At 67.3% G+C, this 14,915-nt stretch carries 13 protein-coding genes; 4 read left to right on the top strand and 9 right to left on the bottom strand.

All coding sequences use genetic code 11. The annotated features are described in order from the left end of the window. Window positions 1–87 precede the first annotated feature (87 nt). Window positions 88–1,029, bottom strand: a complete 942-nt coding sequence (locus OHA70_RS12025) for a glycoside hydrolase family 16 protein (protein ID WP_328331674.1) — start codon at window positions 1,027–1,029, stop codon at window positions 88–90. Between the two features lie 140 nt (window positions 1,030–1,169). On the opposite strand from OHA70_RS12025, the gene OHA70_RS12020 reads away from it, so the two are divergent. Continuing rightward, window positions 1,170–1,874: a GntR family transcriptional regulator gene (locus tag OHA70_RS12020; protein ID WP_328331672.1), complete on the top strand. Its 705-nt coding sequence runs from the start codon at window positions 1,170–1,172 to the stop codon at window positions 1,872–1,874. Between the two features lie 10 nt (window positions 1,875–1,884). Here the strand turns inward: OHA70_RS12020 and OHA70_RS12015 are convergent, their stop codons facing one another. The 5 genes from OHA70_RS12015 to OHA70_RS11995 all read right to left on the bottom strand — a co-directional run bounded on the left by OHA70_RS12015 (window position 1,885) and on the right by OHA70_RS11995 (window position 6,893). Further along, complete coding sequence (locus OHA70_RS12015) at window positions 1,885–2,718, bottom strand: carbohydrate ABC transporter permease (protein ID WP_328331670.1); 834 nt, start codon at window positions 2,716–2,718, stop codon at window positions 1,885–1,887. Beyond that, the gene (locus OHA70_RS12010; RefSeq protein ID WP_328331669.1) at window positions 2,715–3,683 is read right to left on the bottom strand and encodes a carbohydrate ABC transporter permease; all 969 of its coding nucleotides are present in this window, start codon (window positions 3,681–3,683) and stop codon (window positions 2,715–2,717) included. The genes OHA70_RS12015 and OHA70_RS12010 overlap by 4 nt, the downstream gene beginning before the upstream one ends. Window positions 3,684–3,687: 4 nt before the next feature. Next, complete coding sequence (locus OHA70_RS12005) at window positions 3,688–4,956, bottom strand: extracellular solute-binding protein (RefSeq protein WP_328331667.1); 1,269 nt, start codon at window positions 4,954–4,956, stop codon at window positions 3,688–3,690. Between the two features lie 272 nt (window positions 4,957–5,228). Beyond that, a complete protein-coding gene (locus OHA70_RS12000; RefSeq protein ID WP_328331665.1) occupies window positions 5,229–6,335 on the bottom strand; it encodes a DUF4185 domain-containing protein in 1,107 nt (368 codons plus the stop codon). Window positions 6,336–6,470: 135 nt separating this feature from the next. Further along, window positions 6,471–6,893, bottom strand: a complete 423-nt coding sequence (locus tag OHA70_RS11995; protein WP_328331663.1) for a MarR family winged helix-turn-helix transcriptional regulator — start codon at window positions 6,891–6,893, stop codon at window positions 6,471–6,473. Between the two features lie 94 nt (window positions 6,894–6,987). On the opposite strand from OHA70_RS11995, the gene OHA70_RS11990 reads away from it, so the two are divergent. Then, entirely contained in the window at window positions 6,988–7,719 is a 732-nt protein-coding gene (locus OHA70_RS11990; protein ID WP_328331661.1) for an alpha/beta fold hydrolase, read from the top strand. On the opposite strand, the gene OHA70_RS11985 is transcribed toward OHA70_RS11990, so the two are convergent. From OHA70_RS11985 to OHA70_RS11975, 3 genes are read right to left on the bottom strand one after another with little or no spacing between them, the layout of a single operon-like run. Beyond that, the gene (locus tag OHA70_RS11985) at window positions 7,720–8,661 is read right to left on the bottom strand and encodes an ornithine cyclodeaminase family protein (RefSeq protein WP_328331659.1); all 942 of its coding nucleotides are present in this window, start codon (window positions 8,659–8,661) and stop codon (window positions 7,720–7,722) included. Beyond that, window positions 8,658–9,788, bottom strand: coding sequence for a pyridoxal phosphate-dependent aminotransferase (locus tag OHA70_RS11980; RefSeq protein WP_328331657.1), 1,131 nt, complete (start codon window positions 9,786–9,788; stop codon window positions 8,658–8,660). Before OHA70_RS11980 ends, OHA70_RS11985 begins: the two co-directional genes overlap by 4 nt. An 11-nt stretch (window positions 9,789–9,799) precedes the next feature. After that, entirely contained in the window at window positions 9,800–10,588 is a 789-nt protein-coding gene (locus OHA70_RS11975) for a PrsW family intramembrane metalloprotease (RefSeq protein ID WP_328331656.1), read from the bottom strand. An 83-nt stretch (window positions 10,589–10,671) separates the two neighbouring features. Here OHA70_RS11975 and OHA70_RS11970 point away from each other — a divergent pair, with 83 nt between their 5' ends. Beyond that, a complete protein-coding gene (locus OHA70_RS11970) occupies window positions 10,672–11,094 on the top strand; it encodes a PASTA domain-containing protein (RefSeq protein ID WP_328331654.1) in 423 nt (140 codons plus the stop codon). Between the two features lie 152 nt (window positions 11,095–11,246). Then, the gene (locus tag OHA70_RS11965) at window positions 11,247–14,915 is read left to right on the top strand and encodes a S8 family peptidase (protein WP_328331652.1); all 3,669 of its coding nucleotides are present in this window, start codon (window positions 11,247–11,249) and stop codon (window positions 14,913–14,915) included.

The raw sequence follows: 14,915 nt of genomic DNA, 5'->3' as shown, positions 1-14,915 counted from the left end.
GCGGACGCCGCTACGGACCGTACTCAGGTCCGGACCGAAAGTCCATGGGTCGTGGAGGCCGTCTCACACTACTGACGGGTCACTGATTCAGCAGCTGATTGTGTCCGCGTGCGTGGTGCCGCCAGAGCGGTAGGAGTTCACCCGCGCGGCGGCCGTCGCCGGCGACAGTACTTCGTTCTTCGCGTAGTAGACCCAGTCCGCCGACTGCACGTAGGCGCTGGTACCGCCGCTGTGCCCGTCCAGGTCGATGAACCACTCGTTGTAGTTGAGCGTCATCGGCCGGCGGGGGTAGACGTTGTGGCCGGCGCCGTCGGTGGTGTGATCGGCGGCCAGCGTGCCGTCGATGTAGTACTTCACGTGGCCGCCGCCGACCGTGGTGACGAGGGTGTGCCAGCCCGCGTGGCTGAAGTTGCGCGCGGTGCTCTTCCGCCAGCCGTCGAACGGGTCGGCCTGGTACGTGTTCCAGCTGGTGATGAAGTCGACCGGGCCGGTCTCGCCCCAGCCGCCGTTCGGCAGGTACTCCGAGATGTCGAGCTCGCTGTAGGTCGGCTCCCAGTCGTAGTCGAGCGGCGAGATCGTGTAGAAGGTCTGGTTGACGTGATCGCCGTCGGCGCCGCTGGCCGGGGCGTCGCTGAACTTGAACCGGGTCGCGTAGGTGCCTTCGAAGAAGCGCTCCTGGTTCTGCTGCACCTGCGACTGCGTGGTGCCGCCGACCGTGCCGTTGGTCGCGGCGCGAAGCTGCAGCGACTTCTGCCCGTCGACGACCGGGAAGGTCACGTTGCTCGCGGTCCAGGTGCCCTCGATGCCCGGGCCACCCCCGCCGGTCCGGACACTCCAGTCGTGGCCGGTGAAGTTCGGGTCGGTGCGGGAGCTGTAGTTGAAGTCGTCGAAGAACGCGCCACACGCGGCGACCTTCTGCTTCGACTCGGGACTGGGCCGCGCGCTCGCCGTCGTACTGGCGGTACCGGCCGCGAGAGCAGCCAGTACTACGGCCGTCGCGGTGATGCGGAGTTTGCGTGATCGAGCCATCAGGTTCACTCACCTTCATCTCGGGGCGGAGAGATCTCCTCACAACTTGGCTTATCCAATTGGTAAAGTCAATGCCTAATTGCGGCGGGAACGACACTCGGAGCGGTCAAACCACTGGTAAAGATTGCTAGAGTTGCCTGATGAGGAGGACCGAAGCACGGGACCGCCTGCTCCGGTTGATCGAGCTTCGCAACCCGGGTGAGCCGCTGCCTTCCGAGCGCAGTCTGAGCGAGTCGCTCGGAGTGTCCCGCCCGACCCTGCGCGCGGCGCTGGAAGACCTTGCCCGGGACGGGCTGATCACTCGCGAGCACGGCCGCGGCACGTTCACCAGCTCGCGCAAGATCCATCAGGCGCTGGAGCCGACCGCCGACGGCGACTTCCAGGTGCCGCCGGCCGAGGGCACCCCGTGGCAGAGCAAGCTGATCAGCTTCGAGCTGGAGCTTGCCGGTGCCCGGCTCGGCCAGCGGATGGAGATCTCGCCGGGCGATCAGTTGGTCTCGGTGGTCCGGCTGCGGCTGGTCGACGGCGCACCGATGTGCATCGAGCGGATCCGGATCCCGGCCGCTTTCGTGCCCGGCATCACCGGCCGGGACTTCGAGATCGGCTCGCTGTACGGCCTGATGCGATCCCGGTACGGCGTGGCCGCGCGCGAAGCCGTCCAGACCACCGAGCCGACAGTGACCGACGCGCAGGAGGCGGAGCTGCTCACCGTCCCGCTGCACTCACCTGCACTGCTCTTCGAGCGCGTCACCCGCAACGCGGACCGCGCCGTGATCGAGTACACCCGCTCCATTTACCGAGGAGACCGGTACCGGATCACGACGCGGTTGACCTTCCCGAACTGATACAGCCTGATCAGCCCTTCACGGCACCCGCGGCGACGCCGGTGGTGACGCGGCCCTGCAGGACCAGGAAGATCAGCAGGACGGGCAGCATGAACAGGGTCGCGGCGGCCATCGTCGCGCCCCAGTCGGTACCGAACGTGTTGCTGAACGACGAGAGCCAGACCGGCAGCGTGCGCTGGTCCTGGTTCTTGATGATCAGCAGGTTCGCGAAGGCGAACTCGTTCCACGCGGTGATGAAGCCGAACAGCGACGTCGACAGCAGGCCGGGCGCGAGCAGCGGGAAGACGATCCGCCGGAACGCCTCGAACTGGTTGCAGCCGTCCACCCGGGCGGCTTCCTCGAGCTCGACGGGGATGCCCTTCAGGAATCCGCGCAGCGTCACGATCGTGAACGGCAGCGTCATCATGAAGTAGATCAGCGTCAGGATCGGCAGCTTGTCCAACATGTCGGTGTCGCGGGCGATCACGTACATCGGGATCAGCAGCGCCTCCCACGGTGTCATCTGGGCGATGAACACCATCAGGATGAAGCCCTGCCGGCCCTTCCACTTCATCCGGCCGACGGCGTACGCCGCGCCGCAGGCGACCACCAGCGAAAGCAGTACGGCGCTGATCGCGACCATCCCGCTGTTGCGCCAGAAGGTCCAGAAGCCGTCCGCGTGCACCGCGGTGCTGAAGTGCGTGAAGGTGACGTGGGTCGGGAAGAACGACGGCGTCTCGGCCTGGATCTCCTTGGTCGGCTTGAAGGCGGTCAGCACCATCCAGTAGACCGGGAAGATCGAGAACAGCAGGACGCCGAGGGCCACCACGTTCAGGGTGATCTTGCGGCTGAGGCGGGTTCTCACAGTTCGCCCTCCTCCTTGAACATCTGCCGGAAGTAGGCCAGCAGCACCACGGCCAGGATCAGCACGGTGACCATCGAGATCGCCGCGCCCAGGTCGTACCGGTTCAGCACGGTGGCGATCTGGTACGCGTAGACGGGCAGCGTCAGGAGCGCGTCGCCCGGACCGCCCTGGCTGATCGCCCAGATCTGGACGAAGCACTTGAACACCCAGATCACCTCCAGGCACAGGATCAGCCCGAACATCGGCCGCAGGATCGGGAAGGTGATCAGCCAGAACGTCTTCACCGAGCCGGCCCCGTCGATCTGGGCCGCCTCGTGCAGTTCCTTCGGTACCGACGTCATCGCGGCGTACAGGGTCAGCGCCGCGAACGGCACCGACTGCCAGACGATCAGCAGCACCACGATCGCGAACGTCGAGTTGCCGTCCGCGAACCAGGCCTTGCCGTCGAACTGCTCGAACCCGAGCGCGACCAGCACCCAGTTGACGACCCCGAGCTGGGACTGGAACAGCCACTGGAACACGGTCGTCGCGGCGATCACCGGGATCGCCCAGGCGACCACCAGGCCACCCATCACGGCGAACCGCATCCATTTGCCCAGGGCACCGATCAGCAGCGCGACCAGGGTGGCCAGCACCATGATCAGGCCGACGTTGATCGCCGTGAACACGAAGGTCCGGCCGACGACGCCCCAGAACTTCCCGTCGTTCAGGATCTTCGAGTAGTTGTCGAACCCGACGAACTCGGCGCCACCGCGGATCAGCTGGGCGATGCCGAACTTCTGGAACGAGATCAGCAGGTTGCGGACCAGCGGATACACCAGCAGGTACGCCGTACCGACGACGGTCGGCGCGACCAGCAGGTAGGGGAGGAGGCGTTCCCACAGGGGTCGCCCCCGCCGGACCGAGACCGGCGAACCGGGCTCGGGGGCGGGGGCTGCTGTGGTCTCTACTTCTGCCACAGCCATAGTTCTACTTGGCGTTCAGGGCCTGGGTGATGATCTCGTCGGCAGCCTTGGCCGCGGCGGCCGGGTCACCGCCGGTCAGCACCTTGGTCTGGTACTCCTTGATCGGGTTCTTCGCCTCGACCGCGGCCCAGTTCGGGGAGTTCGGGGTGGCCTTGCCGTTGGCCGCGCCGGCCGCCATCGCCGCCACGCCCTCGTCCGAGCCGACCGCGGAGGCCAGGCTGGTCCGGTTCGGCACGTACTTCATCGACTTGGCCAGGTCGGTCTGCCACTTCTCGCCGGCCAGCTCCTTGATGAAGGTGTACGCGGCGTCCTGCTCGGCCGCGGCCTCCGGGATGATCAGGTCGGAGCCACCGGTGAAGACGGCGCCCGGCTTGTCGGCGGTCTTGCCCGGGATCGGGAAGAAGCCGATCTGGTCCTTCAGCGCCGGGTTCGCCTGGGCGATCAGCTCGGCGGCACCCGGAACGGCGATCATCTGCGCGACCTTGCCCTGCGCGAACACGTCGGTCTGGGTCGGCTTGGCCTCGTCAGAGTCCTTCGGGCCCTTGCCGAGCGCCTGGATCTGCTTGTAGAAGTCCATCCCCTTGAGCGCCTCGGGGGTCTCCAGCGCGCCCTTCCACTGGTCGCCTTCCTTGACCGCGAGGTCGCCGCCCTCGTCCCAGATGAAGCCGGACAGCACGTAGAAGTTCTGGCCCGGCAGGTAGATGCCCTGGTTGCCGCCGGTGTTCACCTTGGCGGTGTCGGCCAGCCACTCCTCGCGGGTCTTCGGCGGGGCGGTGATGCCGGCCGCCTTGAACAGGTCCTTGCGGTACAGCACGACCCGGTTGGCGGCGTAGTACGGGATGCCGAACTGCTTGCCCTCGTACAGGCCCGGGCCGGCCAGGCCCTCGATCCAGTCGTCGCCCTTGAGGTCGGACTTCTTCTCGGTCAGGTCCTTGACGCCACCGCTGGCCGAGTACTGCGCGACCTGGGTGTTGCCGACCTCGATCACGTCCGGCGCGTCCTTGCTGGCCAGCGCGCCGATGATCTTCGGGCCGATCCCGTTCCACTCCTGGATCTGGACGTTGGCCTTGATCTCCGGGTGGTCGGCGGCGAAGCCGGCCTCGAACCGCTTCAGGAAGTCGTCGGAGACGCTGCCCTTCATCAGCCAGACGTCAATGGTCTTCGGACCGGCATCGGCGGCGCTGTCCTTGGTGTCGTCGGAGGACCCACAAGCTGCTAGGGCGGTAAGCGATAGAGCCGCGACTGCGGCGACGGCAAGGGAACGGAACTTCATCGGATCACCTCGGGCGAAGTAGCCGGATCGGCCTCCGGCTGACTGGTATGAACCTGTCGTTCAGTGGCGTAGAGAATTGCCCAGAGGCCGCTGACCAGTCAATAGTTCAGGAGTATCCGTTACTAAGTCGTGAGAGCGCACTCTCGCGGTAACCTCCCGGAAACCTGCCGTTTTCGAGCGCGTGCCGCATTTCGCGTTGCAAATTGCGCAACATACCACTTCCGCCGGTGGTAAGTTGTTTACCGGACCAGTTTAGTTGGAGACAACTGCTGTCAGAGGCTTCCGGCGTACTGGCTGACGTGGTAAGCCGTGCTGTGGCCGGCCGGATCGCGGGTCCATTTGGACACCATCAGATGCAGGCCGTTGGCGGCCTTGGTCGACCACGGATGGATGAAGCCGCCGTACAGCGCGGGCTCCTGCGCGAAGGTGACCTGGACCTTCTCGTTCGTCCAGGCCTGGTCCGGGCCGGCCGCGGTCCGGGTGACGATGTTGCCGGTGGCGCAGTTCAGGTAGGCCATCGCCCAGGTGCCGTCCTCCAGCCGCCGGACCGACGGTTCGCCGAAGCGGCCGTTGAGGATCGGCGAGCACGGCCGGCCCCAGCCCCAGTTGCTGCCGTTCCAGCCCCAGCCTTCGTACGCCGCCGGGGTGAACAGCTGCTCCCACGGGACGCGGCGCAGCATCATCGGGCCGTCCTGCCGGCCGGAGCGGACCGAGAACACGTAGACGTAGTCGCCATCGCGCTGCATGGTCCACATCTGGAACGGGTCGAGGTTGTCGCCGCTGTTGAACCACTTCAGGTTGGTACGGACGAAGTCGTTGCCGTTGTCGGAGTAGGCCAGGCCGGCGTACCGGGATTTCCACTGCGGGCCGTTCGGGCCGGCCGAGTTCCAGTTCTCGATGCTCATGTACGAGACGAGCTGGCGACCGGTCTCGGGGAAGCTGATGCCGTCGTTCGGGATCACCGTGACCTCCCAGAGGCCGTCGATGCCGATCCCGTTGTGGCCGTTGCGCATGATCTCGGGCGCCCGGCCGTTGCCGGCCACCTTGGCCGCACTGTCGAAGACGATGCCGCCGGCTGCCCCCGGATGAACGGCCGACCGCAACATCACCGGTGAACGCCAGTCGTTGTTCGCCTGCTCAGGCCATGGCGTGTTGAAGGTGTCGCCGAAGAGGTAGCCGATCGAGCCGTTCTCGAGCACGTACGGGATGCCGAGGTCGGTACCGGCCACCTGCCAGCGGCTGTTGGTGTCGAGGTCGGCGCCGGTCACCCGCTTCTTCCAGGTCGCGGCTTGTGCGGTGGCGGGCGCGATCAGCCCTGGGGCGACGGCAGTACCGACTCCGGCCGCCGCGATGCTTCCGAGAAATGTCCGTCGTTTCATGGCGTGTGCCTTCCAGACGTCGTGATGGGCGATGACGACGAGTCACTGGTCGACTACGAACCTTGCAGACGTTTCCCCTCCCGGCCAGACCTATTCGACCACCGTCGAAAATCGATTTCCCACTAGCTCGGCAGCTCAGGCAGTGGGGTCTGCGCCGAGCGCGAGGGTCAGAAGGTCGCCGAGTTGGTCTGTCTGGGCGGGGGTCAGGGCCTGGAACGAGGATTCGACGACGCCGTCCACCGCGTCCTGGCCGGCGGCGCGTAGGCGTGCGCCCTCTTCGGTGAGTTGATGCCGCACGGCCCGACCCGGGCCTGGGACCCGCTCGATCAGGCCGCGGTCGGCCATCCGGGTTGCGAGCGAGCCGAAGGACTGGTCGGTCTGGAAGGTCAGCACGGCGAGATCGTGCAGCGAGGCATCCGGTTTGCGATGCAGGTGACGCAAGGTGTCCCACTGCACGAGCGAGAGTCCGAGCGGCGCCAGCGCGTGGCTCAGCGCGCGGTGGTGGCGGTATTGCAGGCGCTTGACGGCCAGTGCGACCTCGCCCGGTTGGTACTTCATGGCAGCCACCCTAGCGCATTTAGACAAGGTTGCTTATATCAGGAAGCTGATCTAAGGTTCCTGATATAGCTCATCGACGCGTTAGGAAGATTCCATGACGGCACTCACCATCCAGGACATCGATCGCACCCGGCCGTTCCTGCTCCTGCACGGCGGCGGTGGTGTCGCCACGATGGCGGGCTTCGCCGACCTGCTCGCTGAGCGCACTCACTCCCGGGTGCTGCTGCCGACCCATCCCGGCTTCGGTGGTACGCCGAAACCCGAAGGGCTCACCAGCGTCACCGAGCTGGCCCGCCTGTACGTAGAACTGCTGGCGGAGCTCGATCTCACCGACGTCACCGTGCTCGGCAACTCCTTCGGCGGCTGGCTGGCCGCTGAAATCGCCTTGCAGCACAACCCGCGAGTCAGTGCCGCCGTGATCGTCGACGGGATCGGCATCGAGGTCGAGGGACACCCGATCACCGATGTCAGCGGCCTGTCCGTCGCCGAACTCCGGTCCTTCTCCTTCCACGATCCGAGCAAGGCACCCGTCCCGCCGGCCGGGACGACCGGTCCGAGCCCGGACGTACTGGCGCTGATCGGCTACACCGGACCGGCCATGCTCGACCCGACGCTCGCCAAGCGGCTCGGCGAGATCGACATCCCGGTGCACGTGCTGTGGGGGGAGAGCGACGGCATCGCCGGACCGGAGTACGGGCAGGCCTTTGCGGACGCGATCCCGGTCTCGACCTTCACCCTGATCCCCCGCACGGGCCACCTGCCGCAGCTCGAGACGCCCGAAGAGCTGCTCGGCGCCCTCCGGGTCCAACTCGTCGAGTTGAGCTAGCTACTCAGTCGAGGCGGCTTGCTGGGTCGTCAGCACTGCGGAAGCTACCGCCGCGTCGGTTGCGCCGACGCCGGTCAGATCGGCTATCGACCTGCCAGGCCGCGGCGCTTCGGAGGTTGTTTTCAAGAACGCTCCCACCGGAAGGTCTGCGTCGGGCGGTACTACACCGGCTCTCACCGCGTTGCCGAAGTCGCCGTGGTGGAGGCATTGAGCGTGGTCGTCGGTGACGATCAGCGCGTCGGTGAAGAGCTCTGGCGGTAGTTCGTTCTTGCCGGGCATGTCGGTGCCGATCCCGGTGATGTGGACGGCGCCGCGGAAGGCCTTCAGGGGTAACGGGGATCTGGCGGCCGTCGTGGTGATGACGCACGGGGCGCCGGCTTCGAGGGCATCGGCGGTGGCGGTGATGCCCTCGCGTTGAAGGGCTTGGCAAAGGCGGGCGGCGGCTTCGGGGCGACGGCCCCAGACGTGGACTTTGGTGATGGGGCGGAGTTTGCGCAGCCAGGTGACCTGGAGGAGCGCCTGTTCGCCGGTGCCCAGGACCGAGACCTCGTCGACCTCGGGTGGAGTGAGGGCATGGGTGATCAGGGCGCCGGCGGCGGCTGTGCGCCAGGCGGTCAGCATGCCTTCATCGGCCAGTACTGCGGCTGGGGCACCGGTTGTTGCGTCGATGACGAGGATCAGACCGTTGTTGACCGAGGCGAAGGTGCTGGCGACCTTCACCGAGAAGTGCGGCGAGCCGGCGACGTGGCCTGCCTTCACGTGGCAGTCGCCCGCGTGGTCGGGGAACTCCAGCACCATCGGCGGCGGGACCGACGTGCGGCCTTCGGCATGGGCGATCAGCGCTTCCCTGACGGCGGCGAAGATCACGTCGGGCGTCGCGAGCGCGCTGATCTCAGCGAGTCCGAGAACAGGAAGAGCACCACCGCCATCAGCGGCGGTCATTGGCGTTTGTCCAGCCAGGTTGACCATTCGGCCAGGGCTTCTTCGGGGGCGAGGCGGCCTACACCGACGCGGAAGCGGTCGGTGGGGGTTTCGGTCAGCTCTGAGTGGTAGATGCTCGAGGGCAGCAGTAGGACGCCGGCCTGCTCGACCAGGTCGGTGCACATCGCCTCGACGCCGTCCGCGCCGAGATAGCGCGGGTAGCAGACGCAGCCGCCTTGCGGGCGGGTGAAGTCGAAGAGGTCGGGGTAGTTGCTGAAGAAGTCCTCGAACAACGGCAGGTTGGTGGCGACGATGCCTCGGTTGCGTTCGAGCAGGTGGTCGCGAGCGCGCAGGCCGATCAGGGCGAGGATCTCGCTCGGGGCGGAGTTGCAGATCGACGTGTAGTGCTTGGCCCGCTCCAGTTTGTCCAGGAGGGCTCGATCGCGGCATGCGATCCAGCCGATCCGCAGGCCTGGCAGGCCGTACGCCTTCGACATCACGTTCAACGACAGAGCGTTCTCCGACAGATCGGCCGCCTGTGGCAGGGACGGGCGGTCGAGCTCGAGGCCGCGGTACACCTCGTCGCTGAACAACGTGATCCCACGCTCGTCGCACAAGCGCACCAGCCGCAGCCAGGTCTCCGGATCCGGGACGGCGCCGGTCGGATTGTTCGGGAAGTTCACCGAGACCAGCTTGGTATTCGGCCGGAGCGCACACTCGACCGCGTCGACGTCGAGCGACCAGTTGCTCTCGGCAACCAATGCGACACCGGTCACCTCGCAGATGGCCAGCGGGATCGTCTCGGCGGCCTGGTAGTTCGGCGTCAGTACAACCGCGTGATCACCGGGCTCCAGCAACGCGTGCATCGCCAGATAGATCGCCTCTTCGGCCCCGGCGAAACACAACACGTCCTCCGGTACTACGAAGTCGTACGTCCCAGCGATCTCCTCCCGCAAGGCCGGCAGCCCGCGCGTCTCGGTATACCCCAGCGCCAACGTCTCCCACCGCCGCAGCCCGTCCTCATCGGCAAGCTCGAGCAACTCGGACACCGCGAGCGTCTGCGCGTCCGAGGCGGTCAGGTGATAGCGCGCGCTGAACTCCCACCGCGAGAAGTACGTCTCCAACTTGAAGTCAGGAAGACTCGGCATCGATCGGCTCCTTAAGCAATTGGGCGATCAGCGTCGTCGCGCTGGGCTCGGCGGAGGCCGATGAGGAGGAGGCCGATGCTGATCGCGCCGACGATCGCGTAGGTGAGCCGCCCGCCGATGCCGTCCCAGGTGGTGTGCAGGGCGACGGCGACGGCGTACATGCCGAGGAACCCGAGGAATCGCTTGCCGCTCGGTGCGACGGCGTAGCGCCACAGACCCCAGCAGGTGATGCCGGTCCAAGCGGCGTGGCCGGCCGGCGAGAGCAGCCCGCGGATGAACAGCGTCTGCTCGGCCGCACCCACGTTGCCGCCCGACTGCAGCAGCGCGACGAACGCGTAGCCCATCGTCTCCAGTACTGCGAACCCCGTACCGACCGCGACGCCGATCACAATGCCGCCTCCGATCGAGTGGCGGTAGCGATGACCGAAGAAGAGCACCAGGACGGCCGGCACGACCAGCTTGGCCGCCTCCTCGATCAGGCCGACCCCGAGCATCGGGAGCGCCCCGAGCTTTCGCATCGCGTCGTACTCGAGCAGCCCGGCGACCACCACGCCGACGACACCACCGAAGAGCAGAGAGCCACCCAGCGTCGGGCCGTCGATCAGCCAGCGACCGGAGCGGCCGGCCGCGAACATGACGAAGGTGAGCGGTACGACGAGCGCGCCGAGGAGGATCATGGTCGGGAAGAGGTTCGGGTTCCCGGTGTCGGTCAGCACCGCCAGGACGAGCAGATAGAGCCCGCCGCCGATCAGGAACGTACCGACCCAGGCCCACCTACGCACCAACTGCTGTGCCTTCATAGGCAGATCCTGCACCCGCCGGGCGCCGGACGCACTCGTGACGACGCGTGTCCGGCTAACCTCGAACAGAGAGGGGTGGCGATATGAGGATCTTCTGGTGCGCGCCACTGCTGTTGCTGGCCGCTGCCTGCGGTGTTTCCGACCAGCCTCGCCCCGCGGCAACCGTGACGGTCACTGCTAGTCAGCCAACCCAGCAGCCGACGGCATCCGAGACGATCGTCTCGCCGACGCCGACGCCGACTAGTGCGGCCAGCAAGCCCCCGACTCCGCCGCAGACGGCGCGAGAGGCCGTAGTACCGAAGGTGGTCGGGCTGAACCACCAGCTGGCCCAGGACACGATGCAGGCGGCCGGCTTCTATTACCTGACCGAAGAGGACGCCACCGGCCAGGGACGGCTGCTGATCAACGACCGCAACTGGGTCGTCGTCAGTCAGTCGCCGGAGGGCGGTACCACCGCCTCGCTCGACACCAAGATCCTGCTCCGGTCGAAGAAGATCGGCGAATAACCCGCCGTTCGCCCGGAATTCGCCGCGGTGGCGCGGTTGCGCCATGTCGCAGCTACGGCAGCCATGGACAGGGCACAGACCCGGGTTCCGGTTGCAGACTCACTCGAAAGAGGTGCCCTGCCCCCTACGCCTCTCGAAGAGGAGATCTGCCCATGTCCTCCCGGATCCAGCCCGCCGTCACCGTGGCGGCCGTCCTGGCGCTGAGCGTCGCCGCGGTCATCCCCGCCGGCGCAGCACCGCCTCCCACCATCCCCGGTACGCCGCGCGCGTCCGGCGTACCGGCCGGAAAAGCCATCACCCTCATCACCGGTGACGTCGTCGAGGTCACCGACGCCGGCGGCGGCAAGAAGGCCGCCAGCGTCCACCCGGCGCCGGGGCGCGAGCGGATCGCGTTCCACACGATCGAGGTCGACGGCGGCCTGCGGGTACTGCCGAGCGATGCCGTCCCGTACATCTCGACCGGCGTGCTCGACGCCAACCTTTTCGATGTCGAGGAACTGGTCGCCGACGGTTTCGGCGACTCGGCCGCGAGCACGCTGCCGCTGATCGTCCGGTACGCCGATCAGTCGGCCGCCCGTTCCCAGTCGCTGACCGGTACCACGACCACCCGCGCGCTCGACTCGATCGACGCCACGGCGGTTCGCGCCGACAAGGACGAGCTGCCCGCGCTCTGGAAGTCGCTCGACCCGACCGCGAACGCCCGCGCGCTGAGCCGTGGCATCGCGAAGATCTGGCTCGACGGCAGGGTCCGCGCGAGCCTCGACAAGAGCGTGCCGCAGATCGGCGCACCCGTCGCATGGCAGGCCGGATACGAGGGCAGCGGCGTCAAGGTCGCAGTGCTGGACACCGGTGTCGACGCCAACCACCCTGACCTGCAGGGCAAGGTCAAGGAGGCCAAGGACTTCTCTGGCAGCCCGACCGGACCGGAGGACCACTTCGGTCACGGCACCCACGTCGCGGCGACGATCGCTGGTACCGGCGCCGGCGCAGGTGGCACTCGCAAGGGCGTCGCCCCGAAGGCCGACCTGCTGATCGGCAAGGTCCTCGGCGACGACGGCTTCGGCGACGAGTCCTCCATCATCGCCGGAATGGAGTGGGCAGCGGCCTCCGGCGCGAAGGTCGTCAACATGAGCCTCGGTGGCGGCCCCACCGACGGCTCTGACCCGCTCAGCCAGGCCGTCGACCGGATCACCGCCGCGTCCGGCACCCTGTTCGTGGTGGCCGCCGGCAACGACGGCGCCGACCAGTCCATCGGCACCCCCGGTACTGCGCCGTCCGCGCTCACCGTCGGCGCCGTCGACCGCAATGACCAGCTGGCCGACTTCTCCAGCCGCGGACCGCGACTCGGCGACAACGGCCTGAAGCCCGAGATCACCGCGCCCGGCGTCGACATCGTCGCTGCCCGCGCGGCCGGAACGATCATGGGCCAGCCGATCGACGACCTCTACACAGCAGCCTCCGGTACTTCGATGGCGACCCCGCACGTCGCCGGCTCGGCCGCGCTGCTCGCCCAGGAGCACCCGGACTGGAAGGCCGAGCAGCTCAAGAACGGGCTGGTCAGCACCGCCAAGACGAACCCGGACCTGAGCGTCTACGCCCAGGGCGCCGGACGGGTGGACGTCGGTCGCGCCGTTACCCAGAAGGTCTCCGCGACCGCGACGGCCGACTTCGGCTTGGTCAGCGCCAGCGCGACCAGGACGATCACCTACCGCAACGACTCGGCCGCCCCGGTGACCCTGGCGCTGGCGGTGGATGTGGACAACCTCGACTCGAAGACGCCTGAGACCCAGGCCTTCTCGGTGCCGAGCACCGTCACCGTCCCGGCCGGTAGCAGCGTCGACGTACCGCTGGCTCTCGACTCGGCGAAGCTCGGTCGCGGCCTCTACAGCGGCTGGATCGTTGCCACTGGCCCCGATGGCGTGGTCACCCACACGGCGGTCGGCACGCTCAAGGCCGGGCCGCAGCACAAGGTGACGCTGCGCGCCGTCGGACTTGATGGCAAGCCCACCGGCGTACCGGTGATCAGCCTGTTCGGCGACAACTCGCGGTCCGACGTGCTCGCGTGGATCGGGGACGGCGGCGAGTACACGGCCGAGGTGGAGGAGGGCACATACCTGCTGCACTCGCTGGTCGAGGACTACAACGTGCAGGACGAGAAGGTCAGTCTCTTCACCGACCCGAACATCTCCATCACCAAGGACACCGAGATCGTCATCGACGCCCGCAAGGCGGTACCGATCACGATCTCGACGCCCAAGCCGTCCGAGCAGCAGGCGGTACTGAGCTACTACGTGCATCGCGTGTATCCCAACGGCCGCAGCATCAGCCACGGCGTGATGCACTTCAGCACGGTCAAGCAGGTACTCGTGACGCCGACCAAGCCCGTTGCGGGCGGCAGCTTCGAGTTCTCGTCGCGCTGGCAACTGGTCGCGCCGCTGGTACAGGCCGCGATCCCGGGAGTCAGCGGGCCGCTGGACATCAACCTGTTGCACCAGTCGCCGTCGTTCGAGGGCAAGAAGCGGTTCACCCTGGTCGCGCCCGGTGCTGACCTGCGTGGGGTGAAGGGTGCCATCGCGGTCATCAAGACCAACGAGGACGGCGACGAGAAGGCGCAGATCGACGCGGCCGCCAAGGCCGGTGCTGCGGGCATCATCCTGGTCCGGCCGGCGGACTGGTCAGCATGGACGGTGTGGAAGCCGACCGGCGACCGGGAGCCGATCGTGGCGCTGGTGACCGGCAGCAACGACGGCCAGAAGCTGTTCGACCGGATCCGCAAGGGCAAGGCCACGATCGACCTGACGCTGACCACCTCGAGCCCGTACCTGTACGACGTACAGCAGGTGTCGACCGGCTCGATCCCGAAGAAGATCGACTACAAGGTGACCTCGGCGAACAGCGCCCGGGTGAGCACTTCGTACGCCGACAACGGTGGCTTCAACTGGGCCAAGGAGCAGCGGTTCGGCTGGCGCCCCTGGCAGGAGTACTCCTGGAACGACGCGCAGCGCTTCGTCGAGACCCCGAAGGTCCGGGAGGAGTGGGTGACCACCGGTGACTCGCTCTGGCAGCACCGGGTGCACCACCTCTTCACCTGGGACGACATGAACCCGCTGGCAGGCGGGATGACGTCGGGGCCGCGCACCTACAAGCCGGGTTCGTCCAGCGAGACCTGGTTCGGCCCAGTGGTCCGGCCGGCGGCTGCTCCTGGCGTCGTCTCCACTCGGACAGGTGACCGGCTGTCGCTGCGGGTGCCGGCCTTCGTGGACGCCGACGGGCACTACACGATCGGGGAGACGACTGCCGCCTCTGCAGTCCTGAGCCGGGATGGTGCTGTCGTGTCGGAGCTGCCCGACGCCTGGCGGGATGTGATCACCACCGGTGGCGATGCGGCGTACAAGCTGGAGCTGTCGACTGAGCGGAAGGACACGGAGGGGGAGTGGAACTGGGGCACCAGCACTCACACCGTCTGGGACTTCCGGTCCAAGCAGGCTCCGGCGGACAAGGCGGTCCCGCTGTCGCTGCTGCAGGTCGGGTACGACGTTCCGGTTGATCTGACCGGGCGAGTGGCCGCTCGGCCGCATGTCATCGGGTTCAGCGTCAAGCAGCAGGCGGGTGCGGTTGCTGCGCGGTCTACCTCGCTGCAGGCGTCGGTGTCCTTCGATGAGGGCAAGACGTGGAAGCGGATCATCGCCGTCGGGGCACGGGGTCGCTACGTGGCCGTAGTACCGGCTGGCAAGGGGACTGTGTCGCTGAAGGTCGTTGCTGGTGACAATGCCGGCAACAAGGTGACTCAGACCGTCATCAGGGCCTACGGGCTCAAGTAG

The organism is Kribbella sp. NBC_00382 (assembly GCF_036067295.1).
Classification (GTDB): Bacteria; Actinomycetota; Actinomycetes; order Propionibacteriales; family Kribbellaceae; genus Kribbella.
This window is presented reverse-complemented; position numbering and strand designations above follow the sequence as displayed.

What these genes read in the sequence shown, in the direction of transcription:
- OHA70_RS12025 (WP_328331674.1), bottom strand. Translation starts at nt 1,029, where the DNA reads ATGGCTCGATCACGCAAACTCCGCATCACCGCGACGGCCGTAGTACTG.
- OHA70_RS12020 (WP_328331672.1), top strand. Translation starts at nt 1,170, where the DNA reads ATGAGGAGGACCGAAGCACGGGACCGCCTGCTCCGGTTGATCGAGCTT.
- OHA70_RS12010 (WP_328331669.1), bottom strand. Translation starts at nt 3,683, where the DNA reads ATGGCTGTGGCAGAAGTAGAGACCACAGCAGCCCCCGCCCCCGAGCCC.
- OHA70_RS12005 (WP_328331667.1), bottom strand. Translation starts at nt 4,956, where the DNA reads ATGAAGTTCCGTTCCCTTGCCGTCGCCGCAGTCGCGGCTCTATCGCTT.
- OHA70_RS12000 (WP_328331665.1), bottom strand. Translation starts at nt 6,335, where the DNA reads ATGAAACGACGGACATTTCTCGGAAGCATCGCGGCGGCCGGAGTCGGT.
- OHA70_RS11995 (WP_328331663.1), bottom strand. Translation starts at nt 6,893, where the DNA reads ATGAAGTACCAACCGGGCGAGGTCGCACTGGCCGTCAAGCGCCTGCAA.
- OHA70_RS11990 (WP_328331661.1), top strand. Translation starts at nt 6,988, where the DNA reads ATGACGGCACTCACCATCCAGGACATCGATCGCACCCGGCCGTTCCTG.
- OHA70_RS11985 (WP_328331659.1), bottom strand. Translation starts at nt 8,661, where the DNA reads ATGACCGCCGCTGATGGCGGTGGTGCTCTTCCTGTTCTCGGACTCGCT.
- OHA70_RS11980 (WP_328331657.1), bottom strand. Translation starts at nt 9,788, where the DNA reads ATGCCGAGTCTTCCTGACTTCAAGTTGGAGACGTACTTCTCGCGGTGG.
- OHA70_RS11975 (WP_328331656.1), bottom strand. Translation starts at nt 10,588, where the DNA reads ATGAAGGCACAGCAGTTGGTGCGTAGGTGGGCCTGGGTCGGTACGTTC.
- OHA70_RS11970 (WP_328331654.1), top strand. Translation starts at nt 10,672, where the DNA reads ATGAGGATCTTCTGGTGCGCGCCACTGCTGTTGCTGGCCGCTGCCTGC.
- OHA70_RS11965 (WP_328331652.1), top strand. Translation starts at nt 11,247, where the DNA reads ATGTCCTCCCGGATCCAGCCCGCCGTCACCGTGGCGGCCGTCCTGGCG.